Here is an 18,416-nt window from a genome sequence, read left to right as displayed (position 1 = left end):
TGGAGCTCGTGGTCATTTTGCGCGTCGCCGCGCGATCAGGAACGAGACCGAGACGAACAGGATCGACACCAGGAGCAGGATGGTCGAGATGGCGTTGATCTCCGGCGTCATCGGCCGCCGGATCTGGTTCCAGATATAGAGGGGCAGCGTCGTCTGGCCTGGGCCGGCGACGAGCTGCGTGATGGTGAAATCGTCGAAGGAGACGATGAAGGCCAGCGCCGCGCCGGACATGATGCCGGGGGCCAGCAGCGGCAGCGTGATGCGCTTGAAGGCGTTCCACGGCGTCGCGTAGAGGTCCGCCGCAGCATATTCCAGCGTCAGGTCCATGTCCTCCAGCCGCGCCCTGATCGGCATATAGGCGAAGGGAATGCAGAACACGGTGTGGGCGAAGATCAGATTGCCGATGCCGAAGTTCAGCCCGAACGCGCCGGCGATCAGCGCGAAGAAGGAGAGCGTCGCCACCGCCGTGATGATCTCCGGCACCATCAGCGGCAGGTTTATGACCATGAAGGCGGCCGCCAAGCCTCGCCACGGTTTCACCCGTGTCATGCCGATCGCCGCCAGCGTCGCGCAGATGGTCGAGACGATCGTCGCGGTCACCGAGATGATCAGCGTGTTCCGTGCTGCGCTGTGGAACTCCTCGTTGAGGAACGCGCTACCGTACCATTTGAGCGTGACGCCTTCCCAATGCGTGACCAGCGAGCCGCTGTTGAACGAGAAGATCATCAGGATCAGCACTGGCACATAGAGCACCAGCAGGCAGATGATGGCGATCGAGCGGAAGCCCGGCTGGTCCTTGATGTCCATGACGCGGGGCTCAGCCATGCTGCATCTTCCCCGACGTGTTGCGGACATAGAAGAACAGCGCCACCAGCACCGCCGCCATCAGGATCAGCGCCTGCGCGCAGCCGAGCGGCCAGTTGCGGCCCGAACCGAATTGCTGCGCGATGAGATCGCCGATCATCAGGTGCACGCCACCGCCCAGGATCAGCGGCGTCACATAGGCGCCGAGCGCCGGGATGAAGACCAGCAGGCAGCCGGCGATGATGCCGGGCTTGGACAGCGGAATGATCACCCGCCACAGCACCTGCCGGCGCGTCGCGTAAAGATCGTAGGCTGCCTCGACAAGGCGGAAGTCGAGCTTCTCCAGGCTCGAATAGAGCGGCAGCACCATGAACGGCAGGAAGGCGTAGAGCAGGCCGAGCTGGATGGCGAAGTTGGTGTAGAGCATCGTGATCGGCTTATCGATCACGCCGAGCGCCAGGAGCGCGTTGTTGATCAGGCCTTCGTCGCGGATGATGAACATGATCGCCAGCGTGCGGACCAAAAGGTTCGACCAGAACGGGATGGTGATCAGCAGCACCCACCAGTTGCGTTGCGCCGGCGATCGCGTCGCCATGAAATAGGCGGTCGGAAACCCGAGCAGCAGGCATATCACCGTCGTCACCACCGCAAACAGGAAGGAGCGCAGGTAGATGATCAGGAAGTCCGGCGTGAACTGAAGCGTGTCGTCGAAGATGTCGCGCTGGAACAGGAAATTCAGATAGGCGTCGGTCGAGAACTGCCACTGCACGCCGCCATATGGCGCGGCGACGAGGAACGAGTACACACAGATGATGATCAGCGGCAGCACGCCGAAAATGCCGATGATGATCAGCGCCGGCAGCGACAGCAGCCGGTTGCGCCGCGCGCTGGTTTTCACCGCCTGGGCTTCGAACGTTGCTGCCTTGGAGAGCGTGGTCGGGGCGAGCGTGGCTGTCGTCATCAGTCTTTCAGGACGCGGGCGGCGTCCTCCTCGAACTGGATGCCGACCTTGGCGCCGGTCGCGAAGGTCACCGGCGACGAGCGGCTGTTCTGGTGACGCACTATGAAGTCTTCGCCGCCGTCAAGCTTGACGTGATAATGCGTGTCGGTGCCGAAATAGACGATGTTGGAGAGCGTGCCGGCGATCGTGCCCTTGGCCGGGTCGGGCACCAGATCGGCGTGCTCGGGCCGCACCACCAGCGTCACCTCGCCCGTCGGATCGAAGCCTTCCGGATAGCCCGCGGCGATCGTCGCATTGCTGGCGAACTTGACCGTCGCCACGCCGGGCTTTTTCGAAACCACCGTGCCCGGCAGGAAGTTCGTTTCGCCGATGAAGTCGGCGACGAAGCGCTCGGCTGGCCGGTCGTAGATGTCGCGCGGCGTGCCGACCTGCAGGATCTTGCCGGCCGACATCACCGCGATGCGGTCGGACATGGTCAGCGCTTCCTCCTGGTCGTGAGTGACGAAGATGAAGGTGATGCCGGTCTCGTTTTGCAGCCGCTTCAATTCGATCTGCATTTCCTTGCGCAGCTTGTAGTCCAGCGCCGAAAGCGGCTCGTCGAGCAAAAGCACCTTCGGCTGCGGCGCCAGCGCCCGGGCCAGCGCCACGCGCTGCTGCTGGCCGCCCGAAATCTGGCTGGTGCGCCGCGCCTTGAGCGCCTCCATCTTGACCAGCTTCAGCATCTGGGCGACACGCGCCTCGATCTCCGCTTTCGGCCTGCCGAGCATCTCCAGCCCGAAGCCGATATTCTGCGCCACCGTCATGTGCGGGAACAGCGCGTAGCTCTGGAAGACGGTGTTGACCGGGCGTTTGAAGGGAGGCAGCGGCGCAATGTCCTGGCCGTGCAGCAATATCTCTCCGGCGGTCGGGAAATCGAAGCCGGCAATCAGTCTCAGCAGCGTCGTCTTTCCGCATCCGGACGGGCCGAGCAGTGTGAAAAACTCGTTCTCGCGGATCGACACCGAGACCGTGTCGAGAGCGGCTACCTGGTTTTCGCCGGTTCCAAAGACCTTGCGAACACCGCGAACTTCGATCGCGTTCTTACCCGGTTGTTCCGGCACGATTACCCCATTGAGAGAGCCTGCTCTTGTCGGCAGGTGTGTTCCTATCTGATTGTCACCACAAGCTGGTCGGCTTGGCAACTGCGGAGCAGTGACTCGATCCGAGTCCCTATTCAATTAAGCAATTCCTATGCCATCGTTAGGCTTGGTAGGTGATCTTCCCTCCGCAGATGGTGGTCACCGGGCGCACGGTGTGCAGCGCTTCCGGCGCCGTCGCCTCTATATCGGCTGACAAAACGACGATATCGCCGAGATACCCGGTTTTCAGGCGACCCTTGCGATCTTCCATGAACTCCGCATAGGCGCCCTCGACCGTGTAGCCCCCTATTGCCTCCTGCAACGAGAAGCTCTGGTCCGGCATGCCTTCTGCCCAAGGTTTGCGCATCACTGCCGCCTGGATGGACAGGATCGGATCGACCGGCGAAACCGGCCAGTCGGACGCGAACACCACGCGCGCGCCGGCGTTTTTCAGCGTGCGCCAGGCATAGCTCAGCGGCCACTTGTCGCGACCGATGCGCGAGATCGTCGGCTCCATCGGGAAGTTCAGCGCGCCCGGCGGATGCGCCGGCTGCATCGACGCCAGCACGCCGAGCTCGGCGAAGCGCGGCACATCGGAAGCCGTCGTCACCTCGATATGCTCGATGCGATGCCGGCTGTCACGCCTGCCGTTCTTCTTGAGCGCCGCCTGGTAGCCGTCGAGCACCGCCCGCACCGCGCCGTCGCCGATCGAATGCACGGCGATCTGCAAGCCGCGCCTGTCGGCCTCGACCGCCACCTCGGCGAAATGCTCGCGTGAGAAAAGCGGCTCGCCGCGCCAGCCCGGGCGGTCGGCATAGTCGTCGACCATCACCGCCGTCCAGGAATCCAGCACGCCGTCATAGAAGACCTTGACCATGCCGGACGACAGCCATTCGGAATTGTAGGTCGCGGCCATCCGCGAGGCTTTTTCCAGGATGTCCAGCTTCATGAAATTCTTGAAGTGGAACGGGATCTTGGTGCGGCACAGCAGCCGACCCTCTTCTTCCAGCCCCGCCAGCAGCTCGAGCTGGTAGAGATTGCCGTCCATGTTCTGGATCGAGGTGATGCCGTGCTTGGCGCACCATTGCAGCCCACGATGCATGAGGTCGCGATCGGCCGCCAGTTCCTTGGCCGAAGGATAGGGATCCGGCTCGGCGCCCTCGAGGCCAAGCCGCGTCCGGTTTGCTCCGTAATGGTCGAGGACCGGCCCGAAGGCCTCGCCTTCGCGGAGCTCGCCGGCGGCAAGCCCGTCGGCGCCCATGACGATCTCGTTGCCCTGTCCGACCTGCCTGCCATTGAGCAGCCCGGCCTCTTCCAGCGCCTTGGTGTTCGCCCACATCGTGTGATGGTCGGACGCCGACATGGCGAAGGGCCGGTCGGGAATGATGCGGTCGAGATCGTGGCGCGTCACCGGCTCTGGCAGGATGGCGTAATCGACGCCGGCGCCGATCAGAAGCCTGGCGTCCGGGCGCTTCGCCGCGAAATCCTGGATCGCGTCGCGCAACGCGTCGAAGCCATGCACGCCCGCCAGATGCAGGTTGTCGAGCTCCGCCGCGCCGCCGAAGAGATGCATATGCGCCTCGATGAAGCCCGGCAGCACGGAGCCGCCCTGCGCATCGACAATTTTTGTCGCCGGTCCTTTAAGCTCTTCGATGGAGGCGCGGCTACCGATGGCGATGATGACGCCGTCCTTGACGGCAACAGCCTCGGCGGCGGGATTGTCATCATCCATGGTCAGCACTCGGCCGTTGACGACCACCAGATCCGCACCACCATCCGCAACCGACATCGCGACTCCGCATTTTGCTGAGGGACCGGCAACGCCACGCCCAACGAGCCGCCGCTCCACCGGGGCGACGCCATGGACAAAAGTCGATGCCGATGCGCCGTCTTCGAAATTCCCCTTGTTATCGTGGAAGACAGCGTGGATAAAGAATGCGACTGTTTATTCGCGTTTGTCAACAGCCGGAATTTGGAATGTATAGTGGACTGCACCGCGCGCCGATGGTGGGGCCGAGCGGGGAACGGGGGGCAACGAGCAGTGAAGCGCAGTCTCGACCGCAAGACCAAAATAGCGCTCGAACCGCGCAAGCAGCCGCGGCAGCAACGGTCAAGCAAGGTGGTCGACAGAATTCTCGACGCGGCACTGATCCTGACGCGCGAGCAAGGAACCAGGACGCCGACGACGCTCGCCATCGCCCAGCGCGCCGGCTTGTCGGTCGGTTCGGTCTATCAGTACTTTCCCAACAAGGAGGCCATTCTTCTGGACCTCGCCCGGCGCTGGCTGTCGTCTTTTCCCGAGGTTATCCAGAAGCGCATCGAAGTCCCCCGGCCAACCAACCGCGACGAGTTTCGGCGCGAGGTGCGCAAGCTCTTCAGCGACACGTCCAGGCTCTATCTCGACAACGCCACGCTGATGCCGGTGATCGAGGCCATATCCGGCAATGCCGACCTGAGGCCGATCCAGGACGAATACGACAAGGAGATCATCGCCCTCTACGCCGCGTGGCTGCAGCACGTTAATCCGGCTCTCGAAGACAAGATCGCCTGCCGGCTCGGCGTGCTGATGATGGAAGTCGGCCATGTCTGCCGGCTCGTCGGGCTGAAGAGGGACCGCAGGACATACGACCTCATCGAGGACGATGTGGAAGCCATGTGGCTCGCGCTGGTGACCCGCCATCTCAACCTCGAGTGATTTTCGCACCTCCAACTGATTTCGCGCTTCCAGGGGAATTTCCATGAAAACTGTCTATTCGCCACTTCATGCCGGCCATTCAGGCCAGATGGAATTGGTCACGTCGGCCATCGTGCCGGGTTTCGAGAAGCCGTCGCGGGCCGAATTCATCAAGGCGCGGGTGGAGAGCGAGAAACTCGGCCCGATCATCGGGCCGGTCGAGCGCGACCTCGCCGCCGCCAAGCGCGTGCATGAGGCCCATTACATCGATTTCCTGCCGACGGTATGGCCGGAATGGGTCGCCGCCGGCTTCACGGGATCGGCCATGGGCTTCACCTGGCCGACGCGCGGCCTGCGCGGCGATGTGCCGCCGAAGCGCATCGATGCCTTGCTCGGCTATTACTCCTTCGATGCCGGCGCCACCTTCGTCGAAGGCACCTGGGCGGCGATCAAGTCCTCCTATGACGTGGCGCTGACCGCCGCCGCCCTGGTCAAGGGCGGCGAGCGCACCGCCTTCGCGCTTTGCCGGCCGCCTGGCCATCACGCCGGCGCCGCCTTCATGGGCGGCTATTGCTTCATCAACAACGCCGCCGTCGTGGCGCAATGGTTCCGCGACCAGGGCGCCAAACGCGTTTCGATCCTCGACGTCGATTATCATCACGGCAACGGCACGCAGGAGATCTTCTATCGCCGCGGCGACGTCCAGGTCCTCAACCTGCATGGCGATCCTATGGTCGAGTATCCGTTCTTCCTAGGCCATGCCGACGAGCGCGGCGAAGGCGACGGCGAAGGCTTCAACGTCAATTACCCGATGCCCTTCGGCACCAACTGGGACGGCTGGGGCGCGTCGCTGGAGGACGCCTGCGCCAAGCTCGCCGCCTACGCCCCCGACGTGGTCATCGTCTCGCTCGGCGTCGACACCTTCGAGAAGGACCCGATCAGCCAGTTCAAGCTGAAAAGCGAGGACTATCCAAAAATCGGTCGCCGCATCGCCAAGCTCGGCCTGCCGACACTGTTCGTCATGGAAGGCGGCTATGCCGTCGAAGAGATCGGCATCAACGCCGTCGGCGTGCTGACCGGGTTCGAGGACCGCTGAGCCTACCCTGTTCAAGGACATACGCCCTCGGAGGCAACCGGGGGCGTATTTTTGCGGGCCCGCCGCGAAATCATCGGCTCAATTCGACTTTCAAATCACCGCCAAGTAACGCGAAGACCGGCTGCTGAGTCGCAATGCGAGTCCACCGGATTCGATTTTGTCAAATCGCGTTTGATGTCGGATTCATCTGCAGGTAGATTAGACCCGAATCAGCCGGTCCATGGGGGGCGCGGCGACCACCCAAAGTCTCAAGTTCCGGCGCCAGGCCGGCACCAGACGCGGACGGTTTCGCGTTCCCTAGAGGGATTCGGCGCGGTTGGGCGCCGTTCGCGCCCGTGAGTGTGTCTTCGTAAACGTGACGCGTTTCGGGTCCGGCCGTTGGTTTCGCCAGCACCGGGCACAAGGATCGATTCCGGCAAGAATCCAAGAATTAAAATGAGCAGTCCAGCCGCGCTTCTCCAACCCGACGCTCCAGGCTCGCGCCTGACGTCCCGCGGCGATCTCACCAGTTTCTTCATGCAGCTTGCCGCCGATATCGGCGCCGACAGCTACATGCTGGTCGCCATCGTGCATGACCAGGACCGCAACGATGCGCGCATCGTCTCCTCGAACTGGATCTTCGACGCCATAGAGCTGATCGGCAAAAGGCTGATCGCCAACCTGGCGCTGGGCCCCCTGACCGTGGCGCCGGGCATACGCCCGAAGCCGTTGGTGGCGGCGCACGCGCCCGACGCCGGCGCATTGCTGACCGGCGAGGAAGCCCGCCTGCTCGACGTGCTCGGTCACGCCGAAATCTATTCGCTGCGCCTCAATGTCGGCCGGCAGCGCCTGTTCGTGCTGTTCTCGGCCGCCGAGGCGGATAGGATCGACCTGGCCGCCCTGATGAAGGCGCAGATCAAATGCTGCTATGCGCTTTCCAGCATTCCGCAGCTGATCGCGGCGGCATCCATGCAGGATCCGCTGTCGGACCGAGAGCGCGAATGCCTGTTCTGGGTCTCGGAAGGCAAGACCACCGATGAGGTGGCCGTCATCCTCGGCGTCTCGTCGAACACCGTCAACAGCTACATCACGCACGCCATCCAGAAGTTTGCGGCCAGCAACCGCGCGATGGCGATCGCGACGGCGATCAGGAGCGGCATCATTTGAAGCACGCACAGGTCAGAGAGGCCGCCGCGGCCCTTTTCAACGATCAGCGCAACCCGTTCGGCGCCTTCTCGCTCGGCTCGGAGACCCATCACGCCGCCACCATTCCCGATGCCGTGCGCCGCTGCCGCTGGATCGCCGTCGATATCAATGCCTCGGCCTTCGGCCTCTATTTCGTCAGTCCCTCGCCCGAGCGCGCGCGTCTCGTGGCGTGCTTCGATTCCGACTATCCCGGCACCGCGGTCGCGACCAAATTCATCTCCGGCGCCAATGGCGAGGATATGGTGCGCCACAGCCGCCTCTCGACGGCGCCGCGCTGGTGGGCCGACGACGGCGTCGTCGGGTCGCAGCAGCTCTTCCAGCCGCTCGCATGGGCCGAGCCGACCGCGCCCCTGGCGCCCGGCACCAACGGCATTGCCTTTCCGGTGCATGCCGATCGCGGCCAATGCGGGCTGGTCGTCTTCCTGGGCTCGGAAATAGCCTTGTCGGACGACGCGCTCTGCGAGATCCACGCCCGCTCCTTCGCGTTGTTTGCAGGGGTCGCCCGCATCCGCCCCGGCGACACCGGCAGGGCGCGCTCGATGTCCAAGCGCGAGCTCGAATGCCTCAAGCTGACCGCCAACGGCAACACCAGCGAGGAGATCGCCAAGCTTCTCAAGCTCTCGGTGCACACCGCCAACCAGTACCTCACCCAGTCGACGCAGAAGCTCAACGCGGTCAACCGCAACCAGGCGGTCGCCAAGGCTCTGCGGCTCGGCCTGATCGAGTGACGTCACGCCTGCGGCGCTGAACGTGCCGCGGCCAGGTCGGCAATCAAATCATCAGGGGAATGCCAGGGGCTCGGTCCTGCGGATGCGAGCCTCTTCGATCGCGTCCTCGAGCAAGGCCGTGTTGTGCTCCGGCGTCTCGCCGGGCTTCTCGAACGACACGTAGTTGACCACCACGGACGCCTGATGCTCGGTCAGCGTCAGTTGGAAATAGACCGTCACGCCGCGCGGCCGCAGCTCCAGATCGAGCACGATGCGCGGGCTGCCGCTCCAGTCGACATGCGCCTCCGCGCCATGGCCGAGCCGCAGCGTGCCTGGCCGGAAGTAAAGTTCGACGGCCGAATCCACGAGGTCCGACAGGCAGGCGAGATGCTCGAGCCGGATGAAGGCGATATAGTCGGCAACGTCGATGAGCCTCAATTCGCCCACCACGGGCTCGATGGCGCTGGCGACGATCAGCTCGCGGGAGTTGGCGTGTGGTTGCCGGTCCATGGATTAGCGGCGTCCGTTCATTGGGTTGCTTGGCGCGCGGCCTTCTTCGAGTAGACGATCCGCACCAACTCGGCGACCGCCTGGTAGAATTGCGACGGGATCACGCTATCAACCGAAACTTGCTTGTACATGGAGCGCGCGAGCGCCACGTCCTCGAAGATCGGGATGTTGTTCTCCCTGGCGATCTCGCGGATCTTGAGCGCCACCAGGTCCTGTCCCTTGGCCAGCACGATCGGCGCGGAATCTTCCTCGCGCACATATTTCAGCGCGATCGAATAATGCGTCGGGTTGGCGATCACCAGCGTCGCCCGCGGCACAGCCGTCATCATGCGTTTGCGCGCCCGGTCGCGCGCCAGCGAGCGCAGCCGCGACTTGACGATCGGATCGCCTTCCGACTGCTTCAACTCGTCCTTGACCTCCTGCTTGGTCATCCGCAGGTCGCGCCGCCAGTGGAAGCGCGACCAGACGATGTCGACCACCGCGATAAGCCCCATGACGAAGACGATCGCCACCAGGATGTCGACGAAGATGCCGCGTATGACCAGCCCGAACGAGATCGGGTTGGTGATCATGCCGGCGAGTAGCTTGCGATGATCTTCCGAAAGCGTGAAGCTCAGCACCGCTATAGCGAAGCCGAGCTTGGCAAGCGACTTCAGGAATTCGACCCAGCCCTGCACGCCGAACATCCGGCTCCAGCCCTTGGCGATCGAGATGCGCGACAGCTGCGGCCTGATCCGTTCGCCGACGATCTGCGGCATGTTCTGAAAGACCGAGGCGCCGATCCCGGCAACCGTCAGCAGCACCAGCAGGCTGACGACTGCGCGGCCGATCTCGGTCATCACCTGCTTGTAGAGCGAGATGACGTCGGTCTCGGTGTCCATCGGCCAGGCTTCCGGCTTTTCCAGGAACGTCGACAGGAACATGCCGAGATCGACGATCGCGTCCTTGGCGTAGAAGACGGCGAAAACCAGTATGGCGAGGAAGGACGCAAAGATCGCGGTCTCACGCGAATGGGGCAGCTTGCCCTGTTCGATCGTGTCGCGGATCTTCTTTTCTGTGGCTTCCTCGGTTTTGGAATCCTTGTCGACCGCTTCAGCCATGGCGCTCTGACCTGGTCGTTATCGTCAGGCGGCTTCGGCCTGAGCGGTCTGCGTCGAGGGCAGATCGAACGCCCCTTCGCGCGACAGCCGGATGGCGGCGACCGATATGCTCTTGCGCGCCGCCATGATGTCGGCAAGCGCAATGCCTTCCGATCCCTGTCCGAGTTCGGATTCGATCATGCGGCGCGAGCGCGCGCCGATCGCCGACAGCGCCGATTCGGCGAGTTCCGGCGGCGCCCCGCGCAGCGCCAGCGTGACGAGCTCGGTCGACAGTCCGTCGAACAGCAAGACCCGGGCTTTCTGCGGCAGCAGCGGCAGATCGTCGAAGGCGAACAACCGCGACCTGACGCCGGCGAGATCGGGCGTGCCGGCTTCCTCCAGGTCCTGCATGAGCTCGTCCAGCTCGGGCTTCGCCATTTCGTTGAGCATGCCGGCGACGCGTTCCTGGCCGGCGGACGTGTCCCTGCTGGCCTTCTGCGACAGCACGCTCACACGCAGCTGGTTCTCGACGATCCTGGATGCCGCGTCCGGGATGTTGGCCATCGTCACCATGCGCTTGATGATCTGGCTGCGCATCGGCTTTTCCATGGTGAGCAGCACGTTGGCGGCGGTCTGCGACGCGAGCTTCGACAGCACCATGGCCGACGTTTGCGGATGCTCCCCGGCAAGGAAGCCGCCAAGCCGCGACGGCTCGAGCTTCTCGAGGTCCGGCCATATCGGCGCAGGTCCTTCCGGGGTCGGTTCGAACTTCTTTTCGCCCATGATGGCGCTCATCTCCTCGGGCGACAGCGATTCGTTCAGGATCGTGTCCATCCGGTCGGCTGAATCGAGCAGGCCGGCGCCCTCGGTGAATTCGGCTTCGAACTCGGCGACGATGCGCTCCAGATCGGCCTGCGGAATGGTGCGCAGCAAACGCGCGCCCTCGATCAGCGCCTTCAGTTCGTCCTGTTTGAAGAATTTGAGCAGGCGGCTCGCCGCGGGCTTGCCCATGGCCACCAATATGGCCGCCGCCTTTTGCGGACGTGTGAGCGCCAATGCCGTCGTCATGCGCGTTGCCCTCGCTGCCGATTGGTCCGTCCGCCGACCATTCTCAGGCGCTCTTCGTCGCGGCGATGATCTCGGTGAGCCGGATGCCGAAGCGCGTCGGATCGCTTTCCAGCACCGTGATCTCGCCGCGCGCTATTCTGCGGCCGTTGACCACGACGTCGACCGGCTCGCCGATGCGGCGGTTGAGCGCGACCGTGGAACCCTTCTGCAGCGCCATCAGGTCCGAGACCGGCATCTCCGTGCTGCCCAAGATGATCTGCACGTCGACTGGAATGGTCATGATGATCGAGGAATTGGCCCCCGACCGAAGCGCGGCGTCCGGACGGCCCTCCTCTTCGCGAAGCACGCCGCGCAGTTCCTCGATGGCGCGGTCGAGCTGCTCGTCGGGCTGGTCGGGTTCGGCTTCCACCTTGGTCTTTGCCATCTGTCGTCTCCATAAATCCCGAGCCTGGCGTCAGCCCGGCATCAGTCCGTCGATGAAATCCTGCCCGGCATCATGCGGATGGCTGATGCGGACGGTGTAGTTCTGCCCCAACTTGCCGAACTCGCAGACAAACAGTGTCTTGTCGCGGGCGCTGAGCCTAGCGTTGAGCTGCGCGTTCTCCTCGAATTCGATCACCTGGCCGGGCTCGAACGCGGCGAGGTCGCCGAGCGTCAGCCGGGCAAGCGGCATCGTCGCCTCGAGCCGGACGGTCGAGCGCATCACCTCTTCCGAGAAGCGGGCCCGCCAGTCGAATTCCGTAGTCTCGCTATGCTCGCCCGTGGTGACGTCGCCGCCGCGCGAGGAAAGCAGAAGGCGCTGCGGGATCATCACCGTGAGCGTGCCGCTGTCGGATGGCGTCGACAGGCCATAAACGATGCGCACGGCGGCGCCGTCGCGCAACACGCGTCGCCTCGCCTCGTTGCCGGATATTGCTCTCGGCACCGGCAGGCGCAGGTCGAGCGAACGTTTGTCGGATCCGTTGAGCGCCGTCGCGACCTCCTGGAACACGGTGGTCGCCACATCGGCCTCGATCTGGGACAGGTCGCGCTCGATCGGCGCCACCGGCTGGTCGGGATCGCCGCCGAACAGCGCGCTCACCATGACGGCGACCGCTTGCGCATCCATTACCAGCGTCATGGCGTCAGCCGAGGTCGGCGAGGAAATAACGGTCAGCGCAAAGGCATCGCCGGCGCGCGAACGCGCCTCGGGAACGCGGCCGACTTCCACCGCTTGCAGGTCGACGGTCACCGGCGCGCCGAGTTCGCCTGCAAGCGCCTTCTGCAGCACAGGCAGCGCCCGTTCGGCCATGCCGCGGCCGACGCCGATCACCTGCGCCGCCTCGCCGCTGTCGCCGACGAGCCGCTCGATGATCAACTCGCGGGTTTGCGAAGGACTGCCCGGACTTGTCATGACGGCAGGCGGTCCTGTCTCGGATGCTGCATGCTCAGGCCGCCTTCTTCTCGGCGATACCGGCGTTCATGGTGCTCTGCTCCACTGCATCGATCGTCGGACGCTCGTAGGAGGAGATCGTCTTGCGGCCGAATTCGATCGCCACCTGCGGCAGGGCGCCGTTCATATACGCAAGCAGCGTCTGCTTGACGATGATGTAGAGGCGGTTCTTCTTTTCGCGCACCGTCTTGATCTTGGTGGCGACCGGACCGACAACCGCATAGGATAGGAAGATGCCGAGGAAGGTTCCGACAAGTGCCGCGCCGATCAGGCCGCCGAGGATTTCCGGCGACTGGTCCAGCGCGCCCATCGCCTTCACCACGCCGAGCACTGCCGCCACGATGCCCAGCGCCGGCAGGCCGTCGCCGACCGCTACCATCGCGTGATAGGCTTTCATCTTGTCGGTGCGGATCGTCTGGATCTCTTCGTCCATCAGCGCTTCGATCTCATGCGAGCGGGCGTTGCCGATGATGATGATGCGGCAATAGTCGCAGATGAAATTCGTCAGGTCGTGGTTCTTGAGCACAGTCGGGAAGGCCTGGAAGATGGCCGACTCTTCCGGGTTGTCGATATGCGCCTCGACCTCGCTGCGCGACTTCGAGCGCAATTCGCGCATCAGGCTGTGCAGGACGCCCAGCGTCTCGAGGTAGTCGCGCTCCTTCGGCACGGCCTGCTTGAAGGCTTCGAGAATGCCCTTGCCGGTGTCCTTGACCGTCTTCATCGGATTGGCGACGAGGAAGGTGCCGAGCGCGGCGCCGCAGATGACCACCGCTTCCCAGGGCTGCAGCAACACATGCAGATGCCCGCCCATGGCCATGAAGCCGCCGAGGACGCAGCCGAGCGTCACCACTAGTCCGATCAGAATGCCCACGACAGGTCCTTCCGCATGTCACGTCGTGGATCAGGGATAGTCCCCGTGCCTTGTGTGAGGCTTGAATCGAAGGCAGCGAATGCGATTCAGCTTCGCGCAAGGAAGTGACGCTATTGTGCGGGGATAGCTTCGGCCGGAGGCGTATCCTTGCTCAGTACCTACACCAGCTATCAGTTGATCGTTAAAGACATCAACAAGTCGATCACCCGTATCGAGCAGCAGCCGACGGTCGACCGCGATACTCAATATTATCTGGACAACATCACCAAGGTGAAATCGATCGACGATTTCGTCAACAACGACCGTCTGTTCAAATATGCCATGAAGGCCTACGGGCTGGAGGACATGGACTATGCCAAGGCCTTCATGGTCAAGGCGCTCAAGGAAGGCGTCTCCGACCCCGACAGCTTCGCCAACAAGCTGACCGACAAGCGCTACGCCCAGTTCGTCAGCGCCTTCAATTTCGCCGCCAACGGCGCCGATACCACCGTCTACAACCAGGCGCAGCAGCTGGTAACGAAGAACTATGCGCTGCAAGTCCAGATCGGCGCCTCGCAGACGGGGCTCGCTTACTACCAGAGCGAGACTGCCTACTACGCCACCAACATCTCCAAGGTGAAGTCGATCGACGATCTGATGGGCGATAGCCGCCTGCTGACATATGCGATGGCCGCATTCGGGTTGGACGCCGAAACCGAACCGGCAGCGACCGTCAGGACGATGCTGGAAGGCGGCGTCAGCGATCCCAACAGCCCCGCCAACAAGCTGACCGACAAGAGCTATGCCAATTTCGTCGCGGCTTTCGACTTCGCCCAGTATGGCGACCAGACCACCACCCGCGATGCGGTCCAGCAGGCAGTTCCGGCAGGCTACGCGGCTGGAGCCGGATTGAAGCTGGTCGAGCCAAGCGCGCAATACATCAAGGGCGAAGCCGATTACTACGCGGCAAACATTTCCAAGGTGAAGTCGATCGACGACCTCATGGCCGACAAGCGCCTGCTGACCTTCGCCATGGCTTCCTACGGATTGGATGCCTCGACCGAAAAACCGCTGCAGATCCGCGCTATGCTCGAAGGCGGCGTCAGCGACCCCGACAGCCCCGCGAACCAGCTGACGGACAAGCGCTACGCCAACTTCGTCGCGGCTTTCGACTTTGCCCAGTATGGCGACCAGACGAGCACCCGCGATGTGGTGCTCAAAGACACGCCGAAGATCTACACGACGGAGTCTGCGCTTGGCCTGATCCCGCCGAATGCGGACTATATCGCGTCGGAGACCGCATACTACCTTGCCAACGTCACGAACGTGAAATCCATCGACGATCTGATGGCCAACAGCCGATTGTACAACTATGCGCTCTCGGCTTATGGGCTCGATCCGGCCACGGAAAGCAAGGATCTCATCCGCAGCGTCCTAGCCGGCGGCGTTCGCGATCCCGACAGCGTCGCCAACAAGCAGACCAACAAGGCCTATGCCGGGCTCGCCACCGCCTTCAACTTCGAGCAGTACGGCGAAAACGCGACCACGACCAATCCGGCGCAGCAGCCGACCGTCGACATGTACATGCGCCAGACGCTGGAGGAGGATGCCGGCAAGACCAATGAAGGCGTGCGGCTGGCACTTTATTTCCAGCGCAAGGCGCCAGACATCACCAGTTGGTACGACGTGCTGGCCGACACGGCGCTTGCCAGCGTGGTCCGCACCGCGCTCGGCCTGCCCGATTCCTTCGCCACCGCCGACATCGACAAGCAGGCGCAGCTTTTCGAGCAGAAGCTCGACATCACGGACTTCACCGATCCCGACAAGCTCGGCAAGTTCCTGACCCGCTTCACCAGCATGTACGAGATCAACCATCCCACCTCGACGGCCGTGACGTCGGTCAGCGTGCTCTTTGCGCAGCCGACAAGTGTCGGCATCTCCACCGATCTGATGATGGCCATGCAGCAGTTGAAGTTCTGAGAAGATCATGCAGGACAGTCTTTACGTCGCCCTTTCCTCCCAGATCGCCCTCGAGCGTCGTCTCGACACCATCGCCGACAACGTCGCCAACGCCTCGACCATCGGCTTTCGCGCCACCGGCGTGAAGTTCGAGGACGTGGTCTCGGGCACCGGGCCGAAATCGGTCTCCTTCGCCTCCTCCGGCAAGACTTATCTTTCCGGCGCGCATGGCGCGCTGACCGAAACCGGCAACCCGTTCGACTTCGCCGTGCAGGGCGACGCCTGGTTCGCCATCGAGACGCCGGCAGGCACGGTGATGACGCGTGACGGCCGCTTCTCCATGAACGAGAACGGCGAGCTGATGTCGATCGAAGGCTACCCGGTGCTGGACAGCGGCGGCGCTCCGATCCAGCTCGATCCGCGCAACGGCCCGCCCAAGGCAGGCGCCGACGGCTCGCTCAGGCAGAACGAGCAGCTGGTCGGCGCCATCGGCCTCTACAATTTCGACCCCGGCGAGAATTTCGTCCGCTATGGCAATTCGGGCATCGTTCCTGCGCGCACGCCCGAACCCGTCACCGATCGCTCGGACGTCGGCGTCGCTCAAGGATTTCTGGAAGAGTCGAACGTCAACCCGGTGCTGGAAATGACCCGGCTGATCCAGGTGCAGCGCGCTTTCGAGAACACCGCGGCGCTGATGCGGCAGACCGATTCCTCCACCGACGACGCGATCAAGACGCTCGGCTCGAAGTGACGGCATGACGACCGGCTCGTCCCTGTTGCGCGCTTCCGAAGGCCCGGCGGATACCGGGCATACGGACAGGCTGGCCGCGCTCGAACGCGTCTGGCGGCGGTTCGACGATCCGCAGGCGCTGCTTGCGCGCGGCGGCCGCGTCGCCGAGATATCGCCGACGCATTACAAGGTCCGCGGCCTGTCCGGGATTGCCCGGCTCGGCGACATCGTCGAGCAGCGCGGCAAGGCCGGCGCGCGGCGCGGCGAGATCGTCAAGATCGGCAGCGACGAGGTGGTGGTCGCGCCCTTCGAGCGCAGCGCCGATGCCGGCATCGGCGATGCCGTCTTTCGCCGCGGCCCGCTCGCGGTCACGCCGCATGTCTCCTGGCGAGGGCGCGCCATCGACGCCTTGACCCGCGTCATTGACGGCGGTCCGCCGCTGATCAGGCCGAATGCGGCCGATGCCGCGCATGGCGCGACGCCTGGCGCCCTGTCGCGCCAGCGCGTCGGCACCGGCTTCCTCACCGGCGTCAGGGTGATCGACATCTTCACCCCGCTCTGCTTCGGCCAGCGGCTCGGCATCTTCGCCGGTTCCGGCGTCGGCAAGTCGACGCTGCTTGCCATGCTCGCCGGCGCCGACGCATTCGATACGGTGGTCGTGGCGCTGATCGGCGAGCGCGGCCGCGAGGTGCGCGAATTCCTCGAGGATACGATCGGCGCCGAGAGCATGGCCAAGACCATCGCCGTCGTCGCCACCAGCGACGAAAGCGCCATGATGCGCCGACGCGCGCCCGACACCGCCATGTGCGTGGCCGAGCATTTCCGCGACCAGGGCCATCGCGTGCTCCTGGTGCTGGATTCCATCACCCGCTTCGCGCATGCGCTGCGCGAGGTCGCGACCGGAACCGGCGAGCCGCCGGTCGCGCGCGGCTATCCGGCATCGGTCTTCACCGACCTGCCCAAGCTGCTCGAACGCGCCGGGCCTGGAGTCGAAGGTAAGGGCTCGATCACCGCCATCATTTCCGTGCTGGTCGATGGCGACGACCACAATGATCCGGTCGCCGACTCGGTGCGCGGCATTCTCGACGGCCATGTCGTGCTCGACCGCTCGCTCGCCGAGCAGGGCCGTTATCCGCCGGTCAATCCGCTGTCGTCGATCTCGCGCCTTGCCGACAAGGCCTGGAGCGCCGAGCAGCGCTTGCTGGTGACAAGGCTGAAATCGATGATCGCGCGCTTCGAGGATACGCGCGACATCCGTCTGCTGGGCGCTTACCAGAGCGGCGCCGATGCCGAGCTCGACAACGCGGTGCGCCAGGTGCCGCTGATCTACGAGGCGCTCACGCAATCGCCGAGGGACCGCGCATCGGCCGATCCGTTCGCCGACCTCGCCCGCCATCTCAAGGGGAAGCTGAATGGCGATCAAGGAGACTGAGCTCCAATACACCGAGCGCATGCTGCGCGACATGCTTGCCGAGGCCGAGGCTGCGGAAAGGGCTGAGGCCGACGCGGCAAGAACTGCCAGGGACAAGACCGCGCGCGCCAAGGCTGACAAGGCGACGGCGCTTCTGACCAGGGCCGACAGGCCGCATGCGCCGCGGACATCCGCCACCGCTGCAGCCGGTGTGGCTGAGATCAGCCCCGATTCGTTGCTCGACGGTCTTTTTCCCCGCGCCGAATGGCCTGAGCCGCCGAAAGCCCAGTTCCCACGCCTCACCGACAGGAGCGCCGACCGCCGCAGCGATTTCGTCATCGCCGCGCTCGGCATCACGCTCGGCCTGATCTGCGCGTTGTTCCCCTGGTACATCTTCTTCAACCAGGAGCAATTCGGCGTTCAAGCCATCAAGTTCGGCGGCAGCGGCAGCAACTCCGGACGCGATGGCGGGGGCATCGTGGCCGAACGCAGCGGACCGCTGACGGCCAAGGACGTTCCCAACGCCGATATCGATCTGTTTGCCACCGGAACGGTGCAGGACGATCCCGCGCCGCCGCCTGGCGACCAGCCCTTCCCCGCCGCCGCTTCGGAATTCAAGATGGTGCATGTCGCCAACGGCCGCGCCATGATCGAGGACGATACCGGTCTGTGGATCGTCCAGCGCGGCTCGGTGCTGCCCGATTCCAGCCGCGTCGCCTCGATCGAGCAGCGCGGCGGCAAGTGGGTGATCGTCACCAGCACCGACCAGGTGATCCAGCTCTCCAAGTAAGAATCCGGACCTTACAGCTCGCCCCGCGCAAGGTCCGCGCAA

General features: G+C 64.1%; 18 protein-coding genes. 8 read left to right on the top strand and 10 right to left on the bottom strand.

All coding sequences use genetic code 11. The features are described 5' to 3' along the window. Positions 1-12: 12 nt before the first annotated feature. The 4 genes from LB572_RS13420 to LB572_RS13405 form a co-directional block, all read right to left on the bottom strand. Positions 13-825, bottom strand: a complete 813-nt coding sequence (locus LB572_RS13420) for an ABC transporter permease (RefSeq protein WP_224668037.1) — start codon at positions 823-825, stop codon at positions 13-15. Continuing rightward, positions 818-1,765, bottom strand: a complete 948-nt coding sequence (locus LB572_RS13415) for an ABC transporter permease (RefSeq protein WP_224668036.1) — start codon at positions 1,763-1,765, stop codon at positions 818-820. Before LB572_RS13415 ends, LB572_RS13420 begins: the two co-directional genes overlap by 8 nt. Continuing rightward, positions 1,765-2,865, bottom strand: a complete 1,101-nt coding sequence (locus LB572_RS13410; protein ID WP_224668035.1) for an ABC transporter ATP-binding protein — start codon at positions 2,863-2,865, stop codon at positions 1,765-1,767. Before LB572_RS13410 ends, LB572_RS13415 begins: the two co-directional genes overlap by 1 nt. Positions 2,866-3,004: 139 nt before the next feature. Then, complete coding sequence (locus tag LB572_RS13405) at positions 3,005-4,672, bottom strand: amidohydrolase (RefSeq protein WP_224668034.1); 1,668 nt, start codon at positions 4,670-4,672, stop codon at positions 3,005-3,007. 252 nt (positions 4,673-4,924) lie between these two features. Between LB572_RS13405 and LB572_RS13400 the strand changes: the two genes are divergently transcribed. The 4 genes from LB572_RS13400 (at position 4,925) to LB572_RS13385 (ending at position 8,566) form a co-directional block, all read left to right on the top strand. Beyond that, on the top strand, positions 4,925-5,578 hold the full coding sequence (locus tag LB572_RS13400) for a TetR/AcrR family transcriptional regulator (protein ID WP_224668033.1): 654 nt from the start codon (positions 4,925-4,927) through the stop codon (positions 5,576-5,578). A gap of 43 nt (positions 5,579-5,621) precedes the next feature. After that, on the top strand, positions 5,622-6,653 hold the full coding sequence (locus LB572_RS13395; protein ID WP_224668032.1) for a histone deacetylase family protein: 1,032 nt from the start codon (positions 5,622-5,624) through the stop codon (positions 6,651-6,653). A 435-nt stretch (positions 6,654-7,088) separates the two neighbouring features. Beyond that, a complete protein-coding gene (locus LB572_RS13390; protein WP_224668031.1) occupies positions 7,089-7,799 on the top strand; it encodes a helix-turn-helix transcriptional regulator in 711 nt (236 codons plus the stop codon). After that, positions 7,796-8,566 carry a helix-turn-helix transcriptional regulator gene (locus LB572_RS13385; RefSeq protein ID WP_224668030.1) on the top strand — a complete coding sequence of 257 codons (771 nt, stop codon included), beginning with the start codon at positions 7,796-7,798 and terminating at the stop codon, positions 8,564-8,566. Before LB572_RS13390 ends, LB572_RS13385 begins: the two co-directional genes overlap by 4 nt. A 51-nt stretch (positions 8,567-8,617) precedes the next feature. On the opposite strand, the gene LB572_RS13380 is transcribed toward LB572_RS13385, so the two are convergent. From LB572_RS13380 to motA, 6 genes are read right to left on the bottom strand one after another with little or no spacing between them, the layout of a single operon-like run. Continuing rightward, entirely contained in the window at positions 8,618-9,055 is a 438-nt protein-coding gene (locus tag LB572_RS13380; protein WP_040997087.1) for a hypothetical protein, read from the bottom strand. 17 nt (positions 9,056-9,072) lie between these two features. Then, on the bottom strand, positions 9,073-10,155 hold the full coding sequence (gene flhB / locus LB572_RS13375) for a flagellar biosynthesis protein FlhB (RefSeq protein ID WP_224668029.1): 1,083 nt from the start codon (positions 10,153-10,155) through the stop codon (positions 9,073-9,075). A gap of 24 nt (positions 10,156-10,179) precedes the next feature. After that, positions 10,180-11,202, bottom strand: a complete 1,023-nt coding sequence (locus LB572_RS13370; protein WP_224668028.1) for a flagellar motor switch protein FliG — start codon at positions 11,200-11,202, stop codon at positions 10,180-10,182. Positions 11,203-11,245: 43 nt separating this feature from the next. Continuing rightward, positions 11,246-11,626, bottom strand: coding sequence for a flagellar motor switch protein FliN (fliN, locus tag LB572_RS13365; protein ID WP_140807364.1), 381 nt, complete (start codon positions 11,624-11,626; stop codon positions 11,246-11,248). A gap of 30 nt (positions 11,627-11,656) precedes the next feature. Beyond that, on the bottom strand, positions 11,657-12,595 hold the full coding sequence (locus LB572_RS13360) for a FliM/FliN family flagellar motor switch protein (RefSeq protein WP_140807363.1): 939 nt from the start codon (positions 12,593-12,595) through the stop codon (positions 11,657-11,659). 34 nt (positions 12,596-12,629) lie between these two features. Then, positions 12,630-13,505: a flagellar motor stator protein MotA gene (motA, locus tag LB572_RS13355; RefSeq protein ID WP_140807362.1), complete on the bottom strand. Its 876-nt coding sequence runs from the start codon at positions 13,503-13,505 to the stop codon at positions 12,630-12,632. A 147-nt stretch (positions 13,506-13,652) separates the two neighbouring features. Here motA and LB572_RS13350 point away from each other — a divergent pair, with 147 nt between their 5' ends. From LB572_RS13350 to LB572_RS13335, 4 genes are read left to right on the top strand one after another with little or no spacing between them, the layout of a single operon-like run. Continuing rightward, a complete protein-coding gene (locus LB572_RS13350; protein WP_224668027.1) occupies positions 13,653-15,464 on the top strand; it encodes a DUF1217 domain-containing protein in 1,812 nt (603 codons plus the stop codon). A gap of 7 nt (positions 15,465-15,471) precedes the next feature. Next, a complete protein-coding gene (gene flgF / locus LB572_RS13345; RefSeq protein WP_140803112.1) occupies positions 15,472-16,194 on the top strand; it encodes a flagellar basal-body rod protein FlgF in 723 nt (240 codons plus the stop codon). Positions 16,195-16,198: 4 nt separating this feature from the next. Next, the gene (fliI, locus tag LB572_RS13340) at positions 16,199-17,605 is read left to right on the top strand and encodes a flagellar protein export ATPase FliI (RefSeq protein WP_224668026.1); all 1,407 of its coding nucleotides are present in this window, start codon (positions 16,199-16,201) and stop codon (positions 17,603-17,605) included. Further along, complete coding sequence (locus LB572_RS13335) at positions 17,586-18,374, top strand: hypothetical protein (protein ID WP_224668025.1); 789 nt, start codon at positions 17,586-17,588, stop codon at positions 18,372-18,374. Before fliI ends, LB572_RS13335 begins: the two co-directional genes overlap by 20 nt. Positions 18,375-18,416: the final 42 nt, after the last annotated feature.

The organism is Mesorhizobium sp. BH1-1-5, from assembly GCF_020165615.1.
Lineage (GTDB): Bacteria > Pseudomonadota > Alphaproteobacteria > Rhizobiales > Rhizobiaceae > Mesorhizobium.
The sequence above is the reverse complement of the archived record's forward strand: the minus strand, read 5'-3'. Positions and strand labels throughout refer to the sequence as shown.